General features: G+C 31.5%; 18 protein-coding genes. 8 read left to right on the top strand and 10 right to left on the bottom strand.

Features of this window, described 5'->3' with window-relative positions; genetic code table 11:
- Window positions 1–604 precede the first annotated feature (604 nt).
- The 5 genes from ACXKY9_RS16870 to ACXKY9_RS16850 all read right to left on the bottom strand — a co-directional run bounded on the left by ACXKY9_RS16870 (window position 605) and on the right by ACXKY9_RS16850 (window position 7,277).
- Complete coding sequence (locus tag ACXKY9_RS16870) at window positions 605–1,279, bottom strand: papain-like cysteine peptidase (protein ID WP_001047152.1); 675 nt, start codon at window positions 1,277–1,279, stop codon at window positions 605–607.
- Between the two features lie 410 nt (window positions 1,280–1,689).
- A complete protein-coding gene (locus ACXKY9_RS16865; RefSeq protein ID WP_000619985.1) occupies window positions 1,690–2,817 on the bottom strand; it encodes a Ger(x)C family spore germination protein in 1,128 nt (375 codons plus the stop codon).
- On the bottom strand, window positions 2,814–3,917 hold the full coding sequence (locus ACXKY9_RS16860) for a GerAB/ArcD/ProY family transporter (RefSeq protein WP_000527362.1): 1,104 nt from the start codon (window positions 3,915–3,917) through the stop codon (window positions 2,814–2,816). Before ACXKY9_RS16860 ends, ACXKY9_RS16865 begins: the two co-directional genes overlap by 4 nt.
- Before the next feature lies 1 nt (window position 3,918).
- Entirely contained in the window at window positions 3,919–5,412 is a 1,494-nt protein-coding gene (locus tag ACXKY9_RS16855) for a spore germination protein (RefSeq protein ID WP_000055694.1), read from the bottom strand.
- A gap of 821 nt (window positions 5,413–6,233) precedes the next feature.
- Window positions 6,234–7,277 carry a Fic family protein gene (locus tag ACXKY9_RS16850; RefSeq protein ID WP_001204210.1) on the bottom strand — a complete coding sequence of 348 codons (1,044 nt, stop codon included), beginning with the start codon at window positions 7,275–7,277 and terminating at the stop codon, window positions 6,234–6,236.
- A 1,291-nt stretch (window positions 7,278–8,568) separates the two neighbouring features.
- On the opposite strand from ACXKY9_RS16850, the gene ACXKY9_RS16845 reads away from it, so the two are divergent.
- Entirely contained in the window at window positions 8,569–9,945 is a 1,377-nt protein-coding gene (locus ACXKY9_RS16845; RefSeq protein WP_000769026.1) for a lytic polysaccharide monooxygenase, read from the top strand.
- 193 nt (window positions 9,946–10,138) lie between these two features.
- Here the strand turns inward: ACXKY9_RS16845 and ACXKY9_RS16840 are convergent, their stop codons facing one another.
- Together ACXKY9_RS16840 and ACXKY9_RS16835 are read right to left on the bottom strand one after the other, a co-directional pair.
- Window positions 10,139–11,554 (bottom strand): phosphatidylinositol-specific phospholipase C, encoded by a 1,416-nt coding sequence (locus ACXKY9_RS16840; protein ID WP_001033590.1) that lies wholly within the window; start codon window positions 11,552–11,554, stop codon window positions 10,139–10,141.
- A gap of 413 nt (window positions 11,555–11,967) precedes the next feature.
- Complete coding sequence (locus ACXKY9_RS16835) at window positions 11,968–12,537, bottom strand: hypothetical protein (protein WP_000782792.1); 570 nt, start codon at window positions 12,535–12,537, stop codon at window positions 11,968–11,970.
- Between the two features lie 709 nt (window positions 12,538–13,246).
- Here ACXKY9_RS16835 and ACXKY9_RS16830 point away from each other — a divergent pair.
- Together ACXKY9_RS16830 and ACXKY9_RS16825 are read left to right on the top strand one after the other, a co-directional pair.
- Window positions 13,247–14,446 carry an FAD/NAD(P)-binding oxidoreductase gene (locus tag ACXKY9_RS16830; RefSeq protein WP_000857308.1) on the top strand — a complete coding sequence of 400 codons (1,200 nt, stop codon included), beginning with the start codon at window positions 13,247–13,249 and terminating at the stop codon, window positions 14,444–14,446.
- A gap of 66 nt (window positions 14,447–14,512) precedes the next feature.
- A complete protein-coding gene (locus tag ACXKY9_RS16825) occupies window positions 14,513–15,949 on the top strand; it encodes an MBL fold metallo-hydrolase (protein ID WP_000925328.1) in 1,437 nt (478 codons plus the stop codon).
- 617 nt (window positions 15,950–16,566) lie between these two features.
- Here ACXKY9_RS16825 and pssA read toward each other — a convergent pair.
- Entirely contained in the window at window positions 16,567–17,058 is a 492-nt protein-coding gene (gene pssA / locus ACXKY9_RS16820; RefSeq protein ID WP_000483082.1) for a CDP-diacylglycerol--serine O-phosphatidyltransferase, read from the bottom strand.
- 501 nt (window positions 17,059–17,559) lie between these two features.
- Here pssA and ACXKY9_RS16815 point away from each other — a divergent pair.
- Window positions 17,560–17,742 (top strand): DUF5065 family protein, encoded by a 183-nt coding sequence (locus ACXKY9_RS16815; protein ID WP_031303325.1) that lies wholly within the window; start codon window positions 17,560–17,562, stop codon window positions 17,740–17,742.
- A 204-nt stretch (window positions 17,743–17,946) separates the two neighbouring features.
- On the opposite strand, the gene ACXKY9_RS16810 is transcribed toward ACXKY9_RS16815, so the two are convergent.
- Entirely contained in the window at window positions 17,947–18,129 is a 183-nt protein-coding gene (locus ACXKY9_RS16810) for a hypothetical protein (protein WP_000437514.1), read from the bottom strand.
- A gap of 201 nt (window positions 18,130–18,330) precedes the next feature.
- Window positions 18,331–18,834, bottom strand: coding sequence for a GNAT family N-acetyltransferase (locus tag ACXKY9_RS16805; protein ID WP_000636208.1), 504 nt, complete (start codon window positions 18,832–18,834; stop codon window positions 18,331–18,333).
- Between the two features lie 253 nt (window positions 18,835–19,087).
- On the opposite strand from ACXKY9_RS16805, the gene ACXKY9_RS16800 reads away from it, so the two are divergent.
- From ACXKY9_RS16800 to ACXKY9_RS16785, 4 genes are all read left to right on the top strand, one after another.
- Entirely contained in the window at window positions 19,088–19,486 is a 399-nt protein-coding gene (locus ACXKY9_RS16800; RefSeq protein ID WP_000737896.1) for a DUF2871 family protein, read from the top strand.
- Window positions 19,487–19,612: 126 nt separating this feature from the next.
- Window positions 19,613–21,004, top strand: a complete 1,392-nt coding sequence (locus tag ACXKY9_RS16795; protein WP_000406572.1) for an FAD-binding oxidoreductase — start codon at window positions 19,613–19,615, stop codon at window positions 21,002–21,004.
- A 4-nt stretch (window positions 21,005–21,008) separates the two neighbouring features.
- Complete coding sequence (locus tag ACXKY9_RS16790; protein WP_000865826.1) at window positions 21,009–21,977, top strand: bile acid:sodium symporter family protein; 969 nt, start codon at window positions 21,009–21,011, stop codon at window positions 21,975–21,977.
- A gap of 12 nt (window positions 21,978–21,989) precedes the next feature.
- Window positions 21,990–22,337 (top strand): DUF4260 domain-containing protein, encoded by a 348-nt coding sequence (locus tag ACXKY9_RS16785; RefSeq protein WP_001172063.1) that lies wholly within the window; start codon window positions 21,990–21,992, stop codon window positions 22,335–22,337.
- Window positions 22,338–22,457: the final 120 nt, after the last annotated feature.

Here is a 22,457-nt window from a genome sequence, read left to right as displayed (position 1 = left end):
AAGTTAGCATTTATACATAATGACAATCAACTAAAAAAAATATGTTAGATTTATAATTCAGATGTTGATTAAACGTGGAGAATACACATTGTAGTTTATCATTAATTATATGTAAATTAGGTTCTTTTAAAATCTATGCTTTAGTTTATTTAATATTGATGAAAGAAATTGCTTGTTCTTAAGATAAAAGAAGGGGAAGGAAATCAAGGGAATTGAAGAAGCTTATAATGAAATATCCAAGAAGACAAAATATAAGATAAAGTATGGAAGTAAGTAGTCGTGAATGCACTACATAAGCAGAATATGCTGATCGCATAAATGATTATACAGAAATCAACAGAAGAATAACAAAGGGAATTAGCCATTTGAAGGAAAATGGAACAACTATTTTTACATTTTATAAATTCAAAAAAGAGCACCGCATAAAGGTGCTCTAGTGATGGAACTAATTTTGTAAAGAACTATTTATTCAATAAAGAAGGACTTACGAATTATTATATGAACGTTTTGTTAATTAAGTGTGTATCAATTAGACAGGAATTTTATTTCTCTACACCTATTTGATTTTACGGGCCAAATCATGTTAAAAGTAAGAAGAAAATTATTAAGTTAATGTTATTTTGTTTAAAATAACATCCCAATCGGAATCATCACCTTCCCATCTATCCTGATAACGTGGGAGTTCAATTGAACAAACCCTCGATATTCCCCAATTTTGTTCAACAATATTAGATATACCCTCCTTGAAATTAACAATAAGGATATTAAAATCCTTATTTGTAATTTTAGATAATACGTTTTGTAATTCAACCGCTTCATCTCGATTTCCCCAAATTCTAATGAATAAAATGGATTCACTACTATTTATTTTTTCAAAGAATCGATTAATTCTAGTGTCTAATTTAGCTTTAAAAGAAGGATAGGTTGATTTCAAATCCTTTTCTGAATTAATAGGAAAATCATGCATTGAAAAACAATTATAATAAGTGTCCTTTATACAGTAGGTAATTCGTTCTGCCCATTTAATTTGATTATCAAATTCTGATTCAATAAGACCGTAACTTTCTGAACCTTCTATAACCATATTTTCCAACTTCATAAATTTTTTAAATCGATTTTGAAGTAATCTGTTTACATCTGAAAGTGATGGATAATAAAACCAATCTAAAGGTCCAGAAAATGTTCTTAAATTGTGTCTTTTGATTTGGTTGGTGACTTGACACAATCCTCCTAAACTTACAATTACGCCATAGGATTTTTGTATATCTTCTAAGTTCATCCTCATCATCCTTTATAAAAGTAATTTAAATTATCTGTTCAGTATATGATGCAATAACATATTGATGTGGACCTATATATCACAGTACATAGAGCTAAGACATTTGTATAAATTTAAAAAGTCAAATACCTAAGTTAAGGGATTTCATCTTTGACGTTATATCATGGAGTTATTATTGGAATGAAAGCTGGTAGGGATATTGCACCAGAGTTATATATTCTCCAGTAACTTAATTTAGAAACCTGTGCTTGTTTACTATAGGAAAATTGTAATCCTAAAAAAATACTTAGATAAAAAGAAAGATCTAGTAGTTAGCATTTAACCATTAGATCTTTCTTTGAATTAGTATCTTTTACATAATAATTATTGAAGAGGGAAAATTCTATTAAGAAATGCTATTAAATATTAGACTAATTTCTAATGGTCCCAGTATCTTTTATTTTGACGTGTGTCTTTACATTTATTTTAGCCTCTGCTAACGCTTGCGACCAATCTCCTTTTACTTTTTTCCACTCTTTATATTGAAATGCTTTAGCATATAGGGATAATCCGATTGGATCAATTTTATTCTGCTGTATTTCATACAACATATTTTGTAAATTATTATTAATTTCTTTTTGAATAGCACTTTTTAAATTATTTATATTTTTTTTATTATCATAGTACCCCTTAATTAAATTAGGATTGGTTTTTTCTATTAAAGCTACATTAGCATATATATCGAGATTAAATACAAACTTTCCGTTTTGAAAAGTAACATCTACCTTCCTTGTCGCGTTCTGTACGAAGATAGAAGTATTTGTTTTTTTGTTGGAATTTTTAGGAGGAAGTGCAAGGTGTAGTATCATTCGCCCGTTACTTTTTGGCTTATTTATAAGATTGAAAAATTTAACATCTTTTTTAGGGATATAAGTCAAATATTTCCCTTTTCGATTTAAAAATGCAATTCCTACTGTGTCGATTTCATTCTTTGTTTTTTTGATAATTGGAACAGTTTGCGTCATTCCATCTTCATTTTGTTCTCTCATTAATTGCTGAATTGTAGAAGAGACGGATTGGTTATTTTGAATTGAGGATTCGATTACACCATTTATATAAGATGATAGTGATGGTTTACTAGGCTTATAAATTTTAAAAATTTCTTCTGCAGGCCCATCTACAAGTACTACTTTAGCATTAATGGTAGCGTAAGGATCACGGTAAGAAGAATCAAGCTCCTGCAACCAATTTGCTTCTTGCGCTAATTTTTTCCCAATTAAAATGATTTCAGCTTTGGAAGCTGTCAGATATCCCGTTAACTTCGTATCTATCTTACTGAATCCATTATATACAGTTGATGCTTGTGTCCAATGCTCTATAGTACTTTTTTGCTGCTTATGATGAAAGAGTGGTATGCTTGTTCCAACTTTTATGTTTCCATTAGAGGTTCTATCCAAGCCAATTAAAAGGATTAATGAAACCTTCTCAAGAGGAATTCTCTGACTACAACCAATTATATACACACAACAAATTACAATCCATATCCATTTTCGAATCAAAGTTGTTTCCTCCTAGTAATCCAAGTAAAAAGAATACTGTAAGCGAAAAATAAGATTGGTAATAGAATAAAGAAAATGACATTTAAGATATCCATAAGAGAATATATAAACAAATATTCATCCACATCGGGATTTAGGAAAATAAATAGCCCAACTATAAATAACATAAAAGCAAGCAGCGCCCAATTTCGGGCGTTTTTTTGAAGTGATATGGTCATAGATTCAAAACTGAAAAATAAATACGGATATAAAGTAGTGGAGAATACAATTAAATAGTAAGCGATATAAATAATTTCTAATCGTTCCATGAAAGAAAAACGAACCCCTTGTAACAAATGAAATACGGGCCAAATTACGTCTTTTATCCCCTCTGGACTAAAGTATATATAAGAAAGAATAGTAACATATAGATAGAAAAACATGGTTCCAGTATTCGCTATTAGTAGTCCTTTTATGGCCTTTTGTTTTTTTTGTAAGAACGGATATATATAATATGCAATTTCTAAGCCAGCATAAGGAGTAATAGTTTCTTTTGTTGCCTTTAAAATAGGGTATAATCCCTCTTTAAAAATAGGTAGTAGGTGTAAAGGATTGTAGTTACTCTTTAGTGAAAAAAGAAGAAATAGTGGCATCCAAGTAGTGAAGAAGAAAACAAGCATAGAATAACTAGTAAGAGCCCTTAACCCACTCAAGGCTAAAATAATAAAAGGTAATAGTAATAATATGGTGATTTGATAAGCAGGAGTGGAAGGGAATATCCACACTTTTACAATATCAGTTGCCTTTAATAAAGTATTAAATCCAGCAAAAAATAGATAAAAGGCATATGTAAGAAAAAGAATTGTCCCTATCCATTTACCAAAGTATGTTTTTAAGATTTGTGAGAAATTTTTGTTAGGATTTTTTTGTAACATTAATATAATAAATACACCGATTATAGAAGTAACCATCCATCCAAGAATGATTGAAATCCAGCCATCTGTGCCAGCAGTAGTTGCAAGTGGGCTTGGCATAATTAACATACCAGATGCAAGTTGCAGCGAATGGATGAAAATAATAAATTCGAATAAAGTTATATTTTTAAATTTAAGATTCCCCATGTTAACCACCTTCTTTTTTCTTTCTTTGTTTCGGCTGCCCTGTACTCGAACGGCTGGTAAGCATAGAAATAGGAAATCTTACAAAAGAATCTTTTAACTCTTGGAGACGAAATGGCGCGATTGGCAATCCATATGGTGAACCATATGAAGTTAGTGAAACAAAATGAGCAAATAAGAGCATTAATCCACTAACAATACCTACAATGCCATAAAAGTAAGCCAATAACATCATTGGAAAACGAATAAGGCGTATAGAACTTGATAAATCATAATTAGAAACAATAAATGAAGCAATGGCTGTAATAGATACGATGATAACCATAACGTTACTAACAAGACCAGCTTGAACAGCCGCTTGTCCAATTACAATTCCTCCAACTATTCCAATGGTTTGTCCAATTGGTTGTGGTAAGCGAATACCCGCTTCACGTAGCATTTCTAGTGTGATTTCCATTATAAAAGCTTCCAATAAGGGAGAGAAAGGGACTTTGACTCTTGACGTTGCAATAGAAGTGTATAAATCTATAGGAATGATTTCAAAGTGAAAAGAGACTATAGCTATATAAAATGCTGGTAAAAAAATAGCTATAATAAATCCTGCAAATCGTAATAAGCGAAAAAATGATGCAACGAGCCAATGAATATTATAATCATCTGGAGTTTGAAAGAATCCAATTAAATTCATTGGAACAATCATTGCGCCAGGGGATCTATCCATTAACACCGCTACTTTTCCATCAAGTATATGATTTGAAATAGCATCTGGGCGTTCGCTTAAATAAGCCTGTGGAAAAGGAGACCAATTTTGATCCTTTGTAAAATTAGATAGTTCACCAATGCTCAATATTGCATCTGTTTTAATTTTACAGATTCTGGTTTCTACTTCTTGGACTACATCTGCGTTTGCTACATCACCTAAGTAAATTAAGTATACGAAAGAAGTGGCCCGTTCTCCAATCGTCAACTTTTTGATTTTTAACTCTGCAGAAGGAAGATATCGACGAATTAAGCCTATATTTTTTGTGGCATTTTCAATGAAACCATCATGTGATCCTTTAATAGTAACTTCTGAAATTGGCTCTTGAATTGCTCTCTCTGCCCAGCCTTTTGTATTTATTAGAAGTGACCGATTTTCTCCTTCCATAAATAGTACACATTGCCCCTCAAGTAATCCTTCTTTAATTTCATTCCATGTATATACTATTTTGGTATGAGTAGCAATAATATTAGAATTAAATATTTGACTGTCTTCATTCACTTTTTGTAATAATGGTGTAACAACATTGCTTTTTAATGCGACACTATCTGTAAGTCCTTCAAAATAATATAGTAAAATATTTGTGCTTGTTTTTAATTGCAAAGGATGTTCAATTAAATCTGCACTAATATCAAAGATATTATCTAGTGTATTTTTAAGTTGTTTTAAGTTATTTGTTTGGATCTTTTCAATGTTTTTATCTGTTTTAGTTTCTAAAATCTCTTCATTTAAAGACAAAATTGACACCTCTTTAATATATAACGATTAGTTGTATTTATTATTTTTATAAGATGGAATTTTATTCACAAATTCAATTAAATTGGGAACGGAAATTAATAATTGAGAGCAAAAAAAGTAGAGGTGATTTGTGGGGGAATCTAAGTATCAAGATAGAATTGAAATTTGAATGATCATAACAAAAAAGAACCCTTGATAGGCTCTTTTTCATAGTTGATAAATATATTGTCAACAATAGATGGCGTTTAAGGTAGTAATTTAGATATCTTTAAGTTCATCAGCTGAATTTTGTAGGAAGAACTCTTTTTTCATATCTTAATGCTCAATTAAAAAGACAGTACATTTATTTGGGTGTTCTAGTGTAATTAAAGTTTGCGCGCTAACAAATTTTGTTTAGGGACAAAATGTTTTTTCTGAATTAACAGAAAAAACGCGCAAAATTCCTATTAATTATTTTGGTAGGTATCAAATATTTCTTTGGCCTTATTTTCTTGATATTACCGTACGTTTATATGTTTCTAAGGGAAAGAAATACTTTCATGTTACCATCTATTGTTTGATTAAGATGGTAACATGAAAGTGAAACGTTTACAACCAGAAAATAAAGAAAAAATATTAAAATACGACTTTTTTCGACAATTATTCTATGTCTATATTTAATTTTATTATAGGAAAAGGCGGAGGGAAGCGGACCTTTTCCTATAAACTGTTTTGTTGGAATTAGAAATAACTAAAAAAGTAATAATAGCTTAAAATTAAAATGAAATTCAATGATAAAGTTATTATTGAATTTTTGAAGCTCAGATATCTTGAAAGTATGGTCAAATTTTAATCCACTTTGCGTTTCTTCCTTTTGTAACTAGCTTAATATGGCCAAACAGTTGCAAGGAATTTAAAGCCTTACTGATTGTACTCTCTGCAATGTCTGGATAAGTGTTACGAATACTTTCCTTAGTAAAGGGTTGTTTTTGTTTAAGTATAAAATCCTGAATTCTCTCAACTTTAGTATGTTTACATATAGAATCTAGAACTGTGTTATGAAGATCTTTGTAAGCCTCTAATATAATGGTTAAAAACGTTTTTAACCAAAAGCTATTATTATGTTCCTCGCAGTACCAATTCACCGAAGATTTATAAAGCGAATTGTAATAATCAGATTCATGTTTCTTAATATATTTATCCAAACATACATATTTTACAAATGTATGTCCACTCTTAATTAACAGCAATTGCATTAACATAAATGCCAGCCTGTTATTACCTTGATTGAAAGGGACTATGCAATAAAAATTTAATATAAAACGAGCTATTAATAAAAGTGAATGTAGCCCCTTACTAGTATTTAATGAGTTGTATTGATCACATAATTGCTCCATAAACTGTGGAATAAGTTCATGCGGAAGAATGCGGTAACTATTCAAGTGCATTCCATGTTCTGGAATTCCTGGAATGATAAAAGGTTTTTCACGCCATTTGGCACTGTCAGAGGTAATGTAATGTATTAGTTGAAAATGTAATTCCTGTATAGTTGCTGGATTGATTAATAAAGTACAGGAGTTTTTATGTACAAAAGAAAGTGTTTGATAATAGCAAAAAATAGCATCTTCCGAAATATTTTGAGGTACGATATCATCTAAAATAAGTTCTTTTAATCTTTTATTAGGAACTTTTATATCCTCATAAATAGTTGTGAAATTTTTTATGTAATGTAGTGGTATAGTTTTTTCTAAGCTATTAAATATGTCTGGGTTTTGTTCCTGATAAGCAGCTAATTTTCCTTTGAATTCGCTAATTTCACTTATTAAATTTATTAACCTCCTTTTTAATTCAATATTTTTATACTTATCATCAAAAAAGTCTCTCATTTTTGTTCCCCCTGTAAGCCCTTAACACGTTGTTGCATATATCTTTCCATTCTAAAGGTATTCCACGAAATCATTGTAAAATAACGACATTTTCGTTCTGATTTTAAATATATATCAGAATCTATATTTTTATTTAACAATTAAAACATGGAAATTATAAAGAAGAATCGTTAGGATTCAATTTTAATAGGCATAATCCTAACATCAAATGTACAAATGTACAATAAAAAAATAAAAAATATAAAACTAGCGACTCTTTTGAAAGATTATTTAAAAGGGTTTTAAGAAATTGTAAGTATAGAGTGCTTTAGTTTATCGATAAATATTGAAGTGGTAATAAAATTTTCATAGGTAATCATAAAGTAGATAAACTATTAATTTGTGACAATTATGTGTCTAATCTATTATATACTTTTATGAGAATTCTAAAATAAAATCCTAAAGAGCCGAATTTTCTATATTTATCATAAAGATTAGAAGAGGCGTGTTGATGAAATGTATCATTTTATATAAAAATATGTAACGTTTAATACTCGTATTGTAAAATATTTTGACATCCGTTAATTTAAATATTAGGTACAGGAACATTTAATAAAAACCCAGTACTAAAATACCCTTTAAACGTTTCACCCTAAGAACCTTTTCTAAAGCACACTGAAGTTCATCTTTTGTTTCTGTGCCTTATTAGATAAAAATAACACAATAAATTATTAAAATTTGATAGTTAAAACTAGATTTTTAAATACTTTCTCTTTTCTTAAACGTTAACAATTTCTTGATAATCTGTTTAAAGTAAGGAAATACAGAATAGAAAATAGCTATTAATAAAGAAAATACAGTTAAGCTAGATACCTTAAGTTATTTTATAAGTAATTAAGCGTTAGTTTGAATTAGTAGGGGTATTATATGTGTTTTAACCTCAAGTGTATATGTTTAAGGTTAAAGGATTTGTGAGTGGTATAAAAGTAGCGGAAGTCTGGAAGAAACGGATATAATCGGTTTTTTCCAGACTTTTTTTCTTTTTGTAATATAAAAAATTTATTTTTCCTACATGAGGATTTTTTTGTTTTAATATTTGAATTTTTTGTGAAATTAAATGGGGTTTTTATTCTTCTTTTAATACATAATGTTACAAAATTCCTTAATTGTATTTACTTTATTTTTATAGGAGATTAAAAATAATAATAAATGTACCAATTTATGAGAGATATTAATATATTAATTGACGATTTGTTCGTTTATCCCTATATTGCTATTATATTAGCGAAAGCAATATATTGGGGGGACAAAAATGAAATTGAAATTAACATCTAAATTGGAAAGATTAAGAACAAGTAAAAAGGGGATTGGTGCTTGTGTTTTGGCTGCAGGCATGACGGCAATCACAATGACTCCTCAAAGTGCGTATGCACATGGGTTTGTTGAAAAGCCGAGTAGTCGTGCTGCTTTATGTAGTCAGAATTATGGGGCATTAAATTTAAATTGTGGAAATGTAATGTATGAACCTCAAAGTCTAGAAGCACCTAAAGGATTTCCAGATAGTGGACCGATTGATGGGGAAATTGCTTCGGCAGGAGGATTGTTTGGAGGTATTCTTGACCAACAAACATCAAATCGTTGGTTCAAAAACACAATTAAAGGTGGAGTAAATACATTTACATGGAAATATACAGCGCCACATTCTACAAGTAAATGGCATTATTACATTACCAAAAAAGGATGGGATCCTAACAAACCATTAACACGTGCTGAATTAGAACCAATCGGAACTGTGAAACATGACGGTTCGGCCGCATCAAATAATTTAACACATACAATTAATGTACCAACTGATCGTAATGGTTATCATGTTATTTTAGCTGTATGGGATGTAGCAGATACGTCAAACGCTTTTTATAATGTAGTTGATGTAAATTTAGTAAATAATGAAACTCCTGATACAGTAGCTCCAAGTCAACCAACTGAATTAAATGCCTCTAAAGTTTCTGCCAATAGTGTTGAAATAACATGGAAGGCCTCCACTGATAATATAGGTGTAAAAGAATATCAAGTGTTACGTAATGGAGAAGTAATTGATACGGTATCAGGTACAACTTTTATTGATAAAAAATTAAAAGCAGATACGGAATATACTTATACAATAAAGGCATTAGACTCTGCTGGAAACATATCAAAAGAAAGTGAAAAACTGAAGGTTAAGACAACACATACAATCCCAGATATAGAGGCTCCAACTCAGCCAAAAGGATTACATAGTATGGGTACAACAGCGACAACTGTTAATTTAATGTGGAGTCCGTCAGAAGATAATGTAGGTGTTGACCATTATATTGTATATAGAGAAAGCGCTGGGGTTATGAATAAAATTGGGACGGCGGCTAATACATCTTTTATGGATAAAGATTTGAAGGCTAATACATCGTATAAATATGTAGTGACGGCGGTTGATTTAGCTGGAAATGAATCTAGTAGAAGTGATGTTTTGAATGTAACAACAAAGTTAGAGGATCCCGCATATGAAAAATGGGATGCAAGAAAAGCATATACTAAAGGTGATAGAGTAGTACATGAGGGGAAAGTGTACGAAGCGGTTCAAAATCATCAAGGGAATGGCGACTCAAATTGGATTTTTGCTTTATCGCTTTGGAAGCCAGTTTTGAATAAGTGATAAGCTGAAAAAGGTAGTTAACAATTTTGGATTGCTCTTTAAAAAGTAAGGGTCGTTCCAAGCATGAATTATCTAATGGTTTAAATGGTATATTAATAAATTTAATCATCATCCTAATGTTAACGAATTAAAATCAAAAAAGAATCCGAATGGTATTCCATCAAAAAGGAATTCCATTTGGATTCTTTATTTTCTAATTTGTAATAGCATATATTTTCACTGTGAATTTGCTAGTGGCACCAATTGGACTTGCAATATAATATTTAGTATTTGTGTAAGCTTCAGTCCTAGATTCATGTAAAATATTTTTCCAACGAGTAGAATCTATTCCTAGGGAAACATCAATCATTACATTGAAAGAAATAGTAGAAGGATAATCTTTTTCTGAAGGCTCAATAACCCATTTTAATTCTTTGGTACCTACAGGTAAACTATCAATTTTAAAGTTTTGGCTGGATCGATTTTGTTGCCCTGATAAAGGACTAGATTCAGATGATATTTGTGAAATTAATATTTCTTTTTCATTTGAATGTATACCATTTAATTTAATGATACTATCAATTAAACCTGGACCGGGAAAATCAGCTGCGATGATACCAGAATGTTTAATTGCGCCTTGTTGTAAGAGTTCGGTCCCAAGTGTATTCATCCCCCCATAGTATACTTGTCCGTTTCTATCGCGAGGAAAATCACTCCACGCATTAGTGGAATTCGTTTGAATCAATTTAGGACTACTGTCAGTATTTCTGCTCTCTTTTCCGCTTGCAACAAACCAAGGATATACATTATTTAAAAATGCGGCTGCGCCTCCCGTACCACTAAAATGGTTGAGATAAATTTTTTCATTATTAAAATTAGTATTTGTATTTTGTAGATGGTTTTTTATCGCAATCCATTTTGTATATATTTCGTCTGGTCCGCTTCCAATTTCAAATTTATCTTGTATATTCAAACCTTCGTAATCAATCCCGTACAATTGAGCGGATGTAAAGTTTTGTAAGATTACAATTTTCCCGCGGGTATCTCCTAAAGTAGGGTTATTTCTATCTGAAGTTGGTACGGAATTAGGATCCCAAAAATATGAAGCATTAACGTTTTTATATTTTAAAAATATCTCCTCAAATGATAGAGATCCACTTTCAGGAGTAGTTTCTTCTTTTAAGCGCATTAATATTGTTTCTGTTGGATGATCTTTTAAAAATTGAATGGTCTCTTTTAACACATCTTCAAACACAGCTTTTTGATTTACAACGCCATGATACATTGCAAAAGAATCTTTTACACGTTTAACACGCATATCTACATATCGAATTCCGGAATTTAATTGTTGGGATAAACTCATAGTTTGATTTCTTGTCAAATTTTCATCAAGAAAACTCGCTCCATGTAAAGCCATCGTACCGTGAGTCCCTGGAATAGATATTTCACTTATTTTTGTTGAATCTTCTATTTTCGACATCCACGATGGATTTTGATACCCTATATTGGATTCATAGGAGTAACCTGGATGACTATCAGCTAAAATAGTAGATGGTCTATTTAAACTTGCTAGTGTAATACAAGTAAGGATGCTAATTTTAAAGAAATTTCTCATTTTTATTTTGTTCATTTTTTCTCTCCTGACCTTTAAACAATTGTTAGATGATTTTTTACTATATTTATTGTTTTTCATTCTTAAGATAATAAATTTTTGTATTTAAAAATAATTAACAATAGGGGGGAGTAAGTTATTTGAGACTTTAATAATTTTTTATTATAAATTGTCCCTAATAGTCAAACGGATTCTTGAAAACTCGAAGTATAGCCTCCAAAAAACAACTGTTTATCGTATTGAATACAAACAAAACAGAAGTCCTAAAAAAGACTTCTATTTTGTGACATATAATGAATGATAAGGTGGTAAACAAATCAAGATAATGTGATTGAGTGGTAAAAATTTATTAATAGCTGTTTTAGAATCTCTTATAACAAGGCTGATTACAAAAAGCGGATCTCTACACTGCTAATAAAAATTGAAAAATTCTACTCATTAAAACTTAGACTAACTACAGTTGCAATTGATTGAGCTGCATGTTCCCAGCTTCCATCTATAACTTTACCAATCTGCTGACCAAGTGCATTTAAATCATTTGGATTAACTGGAATTCCATTATACGCAGCAAGAATTGATAAAAGTGGAGCAGCAAATGGTGTCCAACCACCTCTATCAATATTAAATACAGGTTTATCTAGTACCTTTCCATCTTGTACTGTAAACTCATAATAAAATTGATCATCTGGACGAAAACTTAAATGGTGAGAGATTTGCCCCTTAACATATTTTTTTCCTGCACCTAGATTTACTACTTCTATTTCTTTTACATTAAATTCATGTTCAAATACTTTGATTTTTTTGACTTCTGGACCATTTAAGGCAGCTTGAACGGCTGTTTCCAAATTGTTTTGTGCAAAAGGTTGAATACTTAATTGTGCCTCTTTTGGTTGAATAGGAGCCTCCTTTTCTGCAGCAAACACCGAGGTAGTAGGTAGTGCACCTGTAGCTAACGTAGCTGCAAGTGCTGTTGTCATAATGATTTTTCGTTTCATCTTCATAGTTTTCCTTCCTCTCTTAAAGTTATGATATATAATTTTTTAAGATTGACACGGTACAATTTTTTTCATAATGCACGCAAAAAACTAGTTTAAGAACTATGTGAAAAAACGTGTCGGAAAATTAAAATTAATTATATATGTATTTTAAATGATATCTATCTACACATATTTTTTCAATTTTTCGATAAATTAAACGATAATTACTGCATAAGAGTCAATTTAGCACTTTATTTATCTATAAATTTCCTATAAACCATTTAGTTCATAGTGAAAGTAATATATTTGATATTAAATGTCTTGCATAATGCGATAAAATTTCACAATTTTTTATCAATATATACAGAAGAAAAGGTAACGAAACTTAAGTGATATTTAATACTTTTCATATTTGTGAAGTATGTGAATTTGTTTATTGTAACATCTAAGATGTTAGATGTTGTTTTTTAACATTACTTATCCGGATTCATGAAAAGTATTTTAATATATTATTTTTATTTTATATAAAAATATAAAGTTTTAATATTAAAACTAAAATATGGAAGTAACATAAGGGATTTACGCATATAGTAATGTTGATGGTAAAATTAACAAAATTTTCATTTAAATCAGATAAAACTATGGTGTTTTTAACTTATAATAATGTTACTACGATGAAAAAATGGCTACTAATTAGTTAATTTAAAAATCAATTTTAGATAGGAAGAGGATAATGAAGACCAGAGATAGTTATAAAATTATTGTAATTGGTGCTGGGACAGCAGGACTATCTTCTACTGCACATTTATTACGAAATGTACCCCTATTTAAAGAAAGTATAGCAATTATTGATCCATCAAAAAAACATTACCTTCAGCCACTATGGAGTTTAGTGGGGGGAGGAATTGTTTCAAAGGAAAGTACGATGCGTAATCAGGAATCGCTTATTCCAAAAGGGGCAACGTGGATCCCTAAAAGTGTTGTTAAGTTATTTCCATCTGAAAATAAGATACTTTTAGATGACGGACTGTTACTTGAATATGAAATTCTTATTGTAGCAGCTGGTATACAAATAAATTGGGACAGTATTAAAGGTTTAAAAGAGTCTATTGGCACTAATGGGGTATGTAGCAATTATTCTTATACATATGTTGATTCTACTTGGAGAGAAATCGAAAAATTCAAAGGAGGAAATGCGCTTTTTACCCACCCTAATACTCCTATTAAATGCGGTGGTGCTCCACAAAAAATTATGTACTTAGCAGAGGAGTATTTTTGTAATAGTGGTGTAAGAAACAGAAGTGAAGTAATGTTTTATTCTGCAAACAATAACATATTTCAGGTTCCACGATATGCAAATACTTTAGAACAAGTACTAGAAAGAAAGCAAATTATAACGAATTATAATAAAAATTTAGTGGAAATTATCGCCGAAAAGAGAGAGGCAATTTTTGAAGATACGCAAACACTAAAAAGAGAAACCGTACCATATAGTATGATACATGTTGTTCCACCAATGGGGCCACCTAATTTTATTAAAGAGAGTGAGATAAGTGATCATCAGGGATGGGTAGATATAAGCCCTTATACTTTGCAGCATGTGCAATATAAAAATATTTTTGGACTTGGAGATTGTACCAATTTACCTACCTCTAAAACTGGAGCAGCAATTCGAAAACAAATACCCGTCTTAAAACAAAATATTATGGACGTACTTAGCGGAAGAGATTTACAGGCTAAATATGATGGATATACATCATGTCCGATTGTTACAGGATATAAAAGTCTTATACTCGCTGAATTTAACTATGAACATGAGCCACAAGAAACGTTTCCATTTAATCAAGCGAAAGAAAGGTATAGTATGTTTTTACTTAAAAGATATATGTTGCCATATATGTATTGGAATTTAATGTTGAAAGGGATTCTATAGGAGAAGATAAAAAATGGTTACAAAAATTGAAAATCAATTTGAAATAACTAATTGGAGGGAATAGATATGCTTTTAAAATATTTTTATGATGAAAAATTAGCACATGCTTCCTATTTAGTCGGTTGTCAGAAAGAAGGCGTAGCAATCGTTATTGATCCTAGTCGCTATATAGAACAATATATAGAATTTGCTAAGAAAGAGGGGATGGAAGTAATTGCTGCGGCTGAGACACATATTCATGCTGATTTTCTTTCTGGGTCTAGAGAACTTTCTACTCTTTACCATGCAAATTTATATGTATCTGATGAAGGGGATTGTGATTGGAAATATCAATATCTTAACGAAGGTCGATACAAATTGGTTAGAGAGGGCACGGAGTTTAAAGTAGGTCATATAAAATTTAATGTAATTCACACCCCAGGGCATACGCCTGAAAGTATTTCTTTTTTAATAACTGATACAAGTCAAAATAATTATACGAATGATAAGCCGATAGGGATATTCACAGGTGATTTTATATTTGTAGGAGATATAGGAAGGCCGGATTTATTAGAAACTGCAGTCGGTATTAAGGATACTGCAAAAATAGGAGCGAAACAATTATTTAATTCTATACAAAAAATAAAAATACTTCCTGATTATTTGCAAATATGGCCATCACATGGTGCGGGAAGCGCATGTGGAAAAGCATTAGGAGCAATTCCAACTTCTACATTAGGTTATGAAAAGATGTTCAATTGGGCATTTCAGTGTAATGAAGAAAGTGATTTTATATCGACTTTATTGACGGGACAGCCAGAGCCTCCAAAGTATTTTTCATTAATGAAGAATTTAAATAAGTATGGTCCGCCAATTCGTAAGAAGAGAAAAAGTACTGCTATTAATACAGTAGAAGAACTTCAAGAAATTTTGAAGAGCGTTCATCAAATAGTTGATATAAGGGATGTAGAGAGTTTTGCTGCAGGTCATATCGAGAAGTCAATTAACATACCTTATAACAATTCTTTCACAACTTGGTGTGGATGGTTATTAGATTATAAAAAAGAAACTTTAATAATTCTAGATGAGGAAAAGGTTAAAGTAGAGGCAGTTATTAGAGAATTTGAATCTATTGGGTTAGATAATATTATTGCTTTTGCACCCTTAAAAGTAATACAAAGACTTGATAGATTTGAAAGTTACAAAGAAAAAACATCGATTGAATTATATCCGCATATAAAAGGTGGAAGCGTTAAGGTTATCGATGTGCGTAGTAAAAAAGAGTGGGAGGAAGGACACCTTCATGATGCAATACATATCACTTTAGGTAATCTATTTGAACAACTAGATTATATACCGAAAGATTTTCCAATAGTTTTGCAATGTCGAACCGGATTACGTTCCGCTATAGCAGCTAGTATTTTACAAAGAGCTGGTATAAAGGAAGTAGTGAATTTAAAGGGAGGATTTCTTGCATGGAAAAAAGAAAAGCTTCCTTATACAACAAGCAATCTCAATGTGTAGAAAAATATTATATGCTAGGTAAGAATAATTAAAAGAAGTTATAGATGACGTGTTAGAAAAGGGAATCATAATTGTTGCAGCTTCAGGAAATACATTAGGATTATTAATTGATTATCCAGTTAAATATGAAAATGTAATATTTGTTTTAGCATTAAATAATTTAACATTGGATCCATCTTTTATGAAATGGCAGTGTTGGAAGTACTTAGGTAGTATCAATAAGAACCCAATTTAAAATTCTCTTGGATGCAAGAGAATTTTTTTATTGGGAATAGTAAGGGGGAGGGGAGGTGCATTACATATGGGAAAAGGTAGAAGTAATAATGCTGGTAAAAAGCAACCGAATTTTGATGATTCATCTAATTTTGCTAAACAAAGCCAACCGACAGAAAAGAAGAAGAAATAAGAACAGGAGCTCTCTTGATAAAGGGAGCTCCTGTTAAAAGTGGATTGACGTTTCAGAATAACATATCGATGGATTAACCCAATAGCCATAAATACAAGGTTTTAATTTTTCGAAGGGCACCTAATTTAATATTATTGTCCCGCTTTTTTATACTTATTGACGCGTTAAATCCATTTAAAATGCTCCTTAATGGCGTTGGGCGTGACCTTCATTAAAATTTTTTAAACCTAATGGGACTTACCATTAAGAGGGCGAGGATTAAAGTAATCCATGCATTACTATATGAAAACAATGCCATACCAGCCAATGATAATCCTGCAGCTGGAATAGGTAATCCCTTAAAATATCCAATAGTTGGTTTAATACTAAATTTAGCTAATCTTAAAGCACCCATTGTTGGGAATAGGATAAATGCCAAAGAAGTTAAAATAGAAGGTGTTGCTATCGTATGAAATAAAAGCGCAGGAGCGACGCCGAAACTAACAATATCAGCTAAGGAATCCAATTCTACGCCAAACTCACTGTTCACTTTTAATTTTCTTGTAATTCTTCCATCAAGAAAATCTAAAACAGCTGAAAAGAAAATGAGAATGGAGGCTGCTCCTAAATATTCACTCATATTCAAGGTGATTGAGAAAACACCGCACAATAAATTTCCAATCGTAAATAAATTCGGTATAACTTTTACAAGCTGATTAAACAAGTTTGTTCCTCCTAAATTAATTAAACTTCACATTTCTGTAGCAATTTCTATATATTCTTCCGTTATTCTTAAAAATATATGACCACTGTATTACTGTAAGCTAATTAAATTTCGATAAGAGAAAAATTGATTTCTTAAATGTTCCACTGGTTTATAAAAATGTTTAATCATTTTCAGTACGCGTTATTGAATATTAGCACTTGATAGTTGATATTTCGTGTAGTCAGGGATTTTCCGGTTCTGGTGCAAAAAATTCAAGGTAATTAAAAATAATCTCTAAAAAGGAGACATAATGATACTATTATTTTAAAAAGGTTCGTGGTTGGTATCGAATATAAAAAAATAGAATTTTTATACAAAAATCACCCGAAAGGGTGCCTTTTGTACCTCTTAAAATGACTGAAGATGTGTTTACTGGAGTTCATTAGGTAGTTAGAGGTTGATAGACTATCTTTAACGAAAATGTTGAGTAATTCATCTTCATTATATATCAATTTAATAATGATTGGGGATTTAGAAAGTTCCATGGAAAGTACATATCAACCTGATTGGAAGATTGGAAATTTAATAACTAGTGATACATTTTACTTAACTCAACATTTTGGTGCGCAAATGAAAATTTTTAAAGTCCACACAAATGGTACCCTAGAACGATTCCAAACAATAGAACCAGAATTCAAATAAAATTTTTGCAGGATCAATTAAATTCATTCCTTGTTATGCAAACACATTTTTAGCGGAACTAACTTCTTCACTATTTTGCGCTGGAAAGACTTTATAAAAAATGGTTACGTTTTCTGATCTTGAAATAACCCTCTCAAATTGCAATCCTGCTTTTTCTAAAAGCTTTACTGCATCAACAATAGAAGTAATTGCTACAAAAGTTTTTCAAATAAAATTTATAAAAGCTTGATAGGCAATACCAAGGGAAAATACCGTAGCTACCATATGTGCAGTCCATTTAGGCATATTTAAATTTAATACGGTATTGTATAACATTCCATATACGATACAAATGATTAATATGAATGCAATGAATTGAAGAACTAATAAAAATAGCGGTTGTTCCATTTATTCTCATTTCCTTTGTTTAATATATTAATATAATTTACTCGGGTGTGAAAGTTTCACTTCTATGAATTTCCAAAAATGTGATATGAAAGGAATAGTGATAATCATAAGAATTACTGCAAAACTATAATGGAACTAAAAGTATTATGACAAGATTAGTAAAATAGTAAAGAAGGTCGCCATTCACGGCGACCTTCTTTACTATGCGTTATACCCAAATAATTTTAAATCTTCTCCTGAATCTGAAATGATTTTCTCAAATCGTAATCCTACTTTTTCTAAAAGCTTTCCTGAGGCGATGTTATCTACAGAAGTAATTGCTACAATTCGTTTCATGCCGAGCTTTTGTACACCGTATTCGATTATCGCAGAAGCTGACTCGTAGCCATATCCTTTTGAACGGAATGTCTCTAAAAAGGCAAACCCGATATCAACGTCTTCTAATGAATCTCTTTTAATAAGGCCACACATACCAAGTGGAGTGAGATCTTTTTTTCGTTCTACTAAGTAAAGGCCGAATCCAAGTTTGTTATACATATCGATGGGACCGTTTACAATATAATTTTTTGCATCTTCTAAGTTACTAACTCCTTTGTCACCGATAAACTGAATCCATGCAGGATCGTTTACTAACTCAAGAATAAAAGGAGCGTCTTTTATATCAAACCAGCGAAGATTAAGACGTTCAGTTTCAAGAACTATCAATAATTACACCACCTTTAAAAAGTTATAACAATTAGTATGGATTGTGTAAAACAAAAGTGCAACATATTTTAATGGGGGTGTTTGTTCACATAAAGTTCGTTTGTTTTGTATAGAGAGATATCTTATAATTAGGATTGATTGTAAAGAGTGAGATGCTTATACAATGACTCCTAGGTGATTAGGAGTTTTTACTATATAACTATCATTATTACTAAATATGACACACTATACATTCTACTCAAGGAGGTACATAATGAAGAAATTATATAATGCATCGTTTACGTATTTGATTATCGGTTTATTATCAGGGATTTTCGCTAGGGAGTATGGTAAGTATAAAGGGATTTTAGGGTCTACTTTGTTAAATCTTTTGCATACGCATACACTTGTACTTGGCTTTTTCTTCTTTTTAATTGCTTTAGGATTAGCAAAAGTATTCGCGTTTCATGAAGTGCAAGGGTTTAATAAGTGGTTTGTTTTACATAATATTGCATTAACATTAATGTTAGGTTCGCTAGCAGCGAGAGGGCTTCTTCAGTTAAATGGAGCTGACTTTAAAGGGTTAACTTATATTGTAGGATTTTCTCATTCGTTGATGGCAGTTACTTTAATTTGGTTTATGTTGTTAATAAAGAAATCGTTTAAAATGTAGTGAAAAAGAACTTGTAGCGTGTGCTGCAGGTTCTTTTTTGTATGTTCAGGTTTAATAATCTTATTTTTCTAATTATTTTGTATAAAGATGGTATACTTGTTTTAAAATTAAAAAGGAGAGTTGATTATGGAAATAACAATTGAACATGTAGTAAATGAATTAAAAGGCATACTTCCTGAAGATCGAGTAGTAATAAATATGACAGTACGAGAGTTACATAGTAAAGATGAATCTTACCATAGTAGTAGTTTACCTGATGTAGTTGTTTTTCCAAAAACGACCGAAGAAGTTAGCGCGATAATGAAAATAGCGATTCAGCACGGAACAGCTGTCGTTCCATTTGGAGTAGGGTCCAGTTTAGAGGGACATGTAATTCCTTACGAAAAAGGAATTACAATGGACTTTTCTCTTATGAACAAAATACTTGAAATAAGAGAAAAGGATTTTCTTGTGAGAGTACAGCCAGGGGTGACGCGCTCTCAGCTTAATAAAGAATTGAAAAAGTATGGATTATTTTTTAGTGTAGACCCAGGAGCTGATGCAACGTTAGGAGGAATGGCTGCTACAAATGCGAGCGGAACGACAGCGGTAAAGTATGGGGTAATGCGTGATCAAGTTCGAGATTTAGAAGTCGTTCTTGCTGATGGAGGAGTAATACATACCGGGAATTTAGCGGCGAAGTCATCATCAGGTTATCATTTAAATGGTATTTTCGTAGGCTCAGAAGGAACACTTGGATGTTTCACGGAGTTAACTTTAAAAGTATACGGTATACCAGAACATGTTATGGCTGCGAGGGCATCGTTTCCAACTATAAATGATGCAGTAGAAGCTGTAATTAACATATTACAAGCAGGTATTCCAATCGCGAGAATTGAACTCGTTGATGAATTATCTATGAAACAAGTAAATTATTACAATGAAACAAGTTACAGAGAAGAACCGACACTGTTTTTAGAGTTTCACGGCAATGAAGCAGGGTTAAAGCAAGATATTGAATTTACGAAAGAAATCGTTCTTGATCATAAATGTATAGAAATTGCGTTTGAGACGGAAACAGCAGCGAGAAATAAGCTGTGGGATGCAAGACATAACTTAGCGTACTCTTACGTGCATAGTTATCCTGGTAAAAAGCTAATGAGTACAGACGTATGTGTACCAATTTCGGAATTAGCTGGAGCGATTCAACATGCGAAAGAGGTATTACATAAAGTAGGGCTTATTGGCGGTATTCTCGGTCATGTTGGGGATGGGAATTTCCATGTACTCTTAATGATTGACACAAATGATAAGGAGGAAGTGAAGAAGGCAGACGAAATAAATGAAAGTATCGTTCAGTATGCTCTTAAACGAGGAGGAACGTGTACAGGAGAACATGGCGTTGGAATCGGGAAACGAAAGTATCAAGAAGAAGAACATGGGGCGGCATTATTTGTAATGGAGAAAATAAAGAAAGTTCTTGATCCGCAAAATATTTTGAATCCGAAAAAGGTGTTTCAATTAAAAAATAGGGGCTGAGTGGATGAAAGTACTAGAAGCGATAAGTAATATAGCTGGAAAGTATTTTGCATTTTGGGTTATTTGTATTGCAGCTATTGCATATTTCATTCCCGCGCCATTTCTCGGATTAACTAGTTACATAACGATTTTACTTGGGGTTGTCATGTTTGGGATGGGATTAACATTGAAGGCTGTTGATTTCAAAATCATAGCTACAAAACCATTACCAGTTATTATCGGTGTATGTGCTCAGTTTATTATTATGCCACTTGTCGCATACGTACTAGCCTACGTTATGAATCTGCCAGCGGAATTAGCAGCTGGGTTAGTGTTGCTCGGTTCAGTACCGGGTGGCACTGCATCAAATGTTATGGTTTATTTAGCAAAAGGGAACTTAGCGTTGTCTATTGCAATGACTTCAGTATCAACGTTACTAGCACCAATTGCTACACCGCTCATTCTACTATTACTTGCAGGGCAATGGATGCCAGTAAATGCTATGTCCATGTTTCTTTCTATCGTACAAGTCATTATTGTGCCTATTATTTTAGGACTAGTAGTGAAAAAGTTTTTCCCTCATATCGTTAATAAAGGAATGACTGTTATTCCTTTAATATCAGTTGTAGCAATTATCATAATTGTTTCTGCAGTTGTTTCAGCAAATGTAAGTAGCATTACTTCTTCAGGACTTCTTATCTTTATTGCGGTGATGCTCCATAATGCTTTCGGTTTTTTGCTCGGATATATAACTGCGTTCGTACTTGGACTAGACGAAGGGACAAGAAGGGCTATTTCAATAGAAGTAGGAATGCAAAATTCAGGTTTAGGTGTTGCGCTGGCGACAGCACATTTTGGACCGGTTGCTGCACTCCCAAGTGTATTAGCGGCAGTATGGCATAACATTGCAGGGCCAATATTAGCAACCATCTGGTCAAAAAATACAAAGAATACTTTCAGCGATGAAAATGTATCAATAAATATAGAAAAATAGGAATGATAAATAATGCAAAAACGTATTGTACATTTTGAAGGAATGGTTGTATTTTTAGCCACGATTTATATGTATTCGATATATGAGTTTAGTTGGATTATATTTTTTGTATTCCTTTTAGCGCCGGATCTATCAATGTTAGCATATGGGATTAATAATCACGTTGGTGCGAAAATATATAATGTATGTCACACATATATCATATCCATATTAATTGTTCTAATAGGTGTCTATTTTAAGATAGATACCGTTATAATGATTGGCTTAATATGGACAGCACATATTGGAATGGATCGAATGTTTGGATATGGATTGAAATATGAGACGGATTTTAAGGATACTCATATTCAGAGGTTATAAGAAAAAGTATTCATATTTACAGCGGGTCTATTAAAATATTGAACAAAATTCAGTGAATGAATTTCGTTCAATTGTTGAGAAATATATATATAGATAGATAGATATAAATAATCGAATTAT

Source organism: Bacillus sp. 2175 (assembly GCF_057812155.1).
Note: the sequence above shows the minus strand (reverse complement) of the source record. Positions and strands in the feature narration are given on the sequence as shown.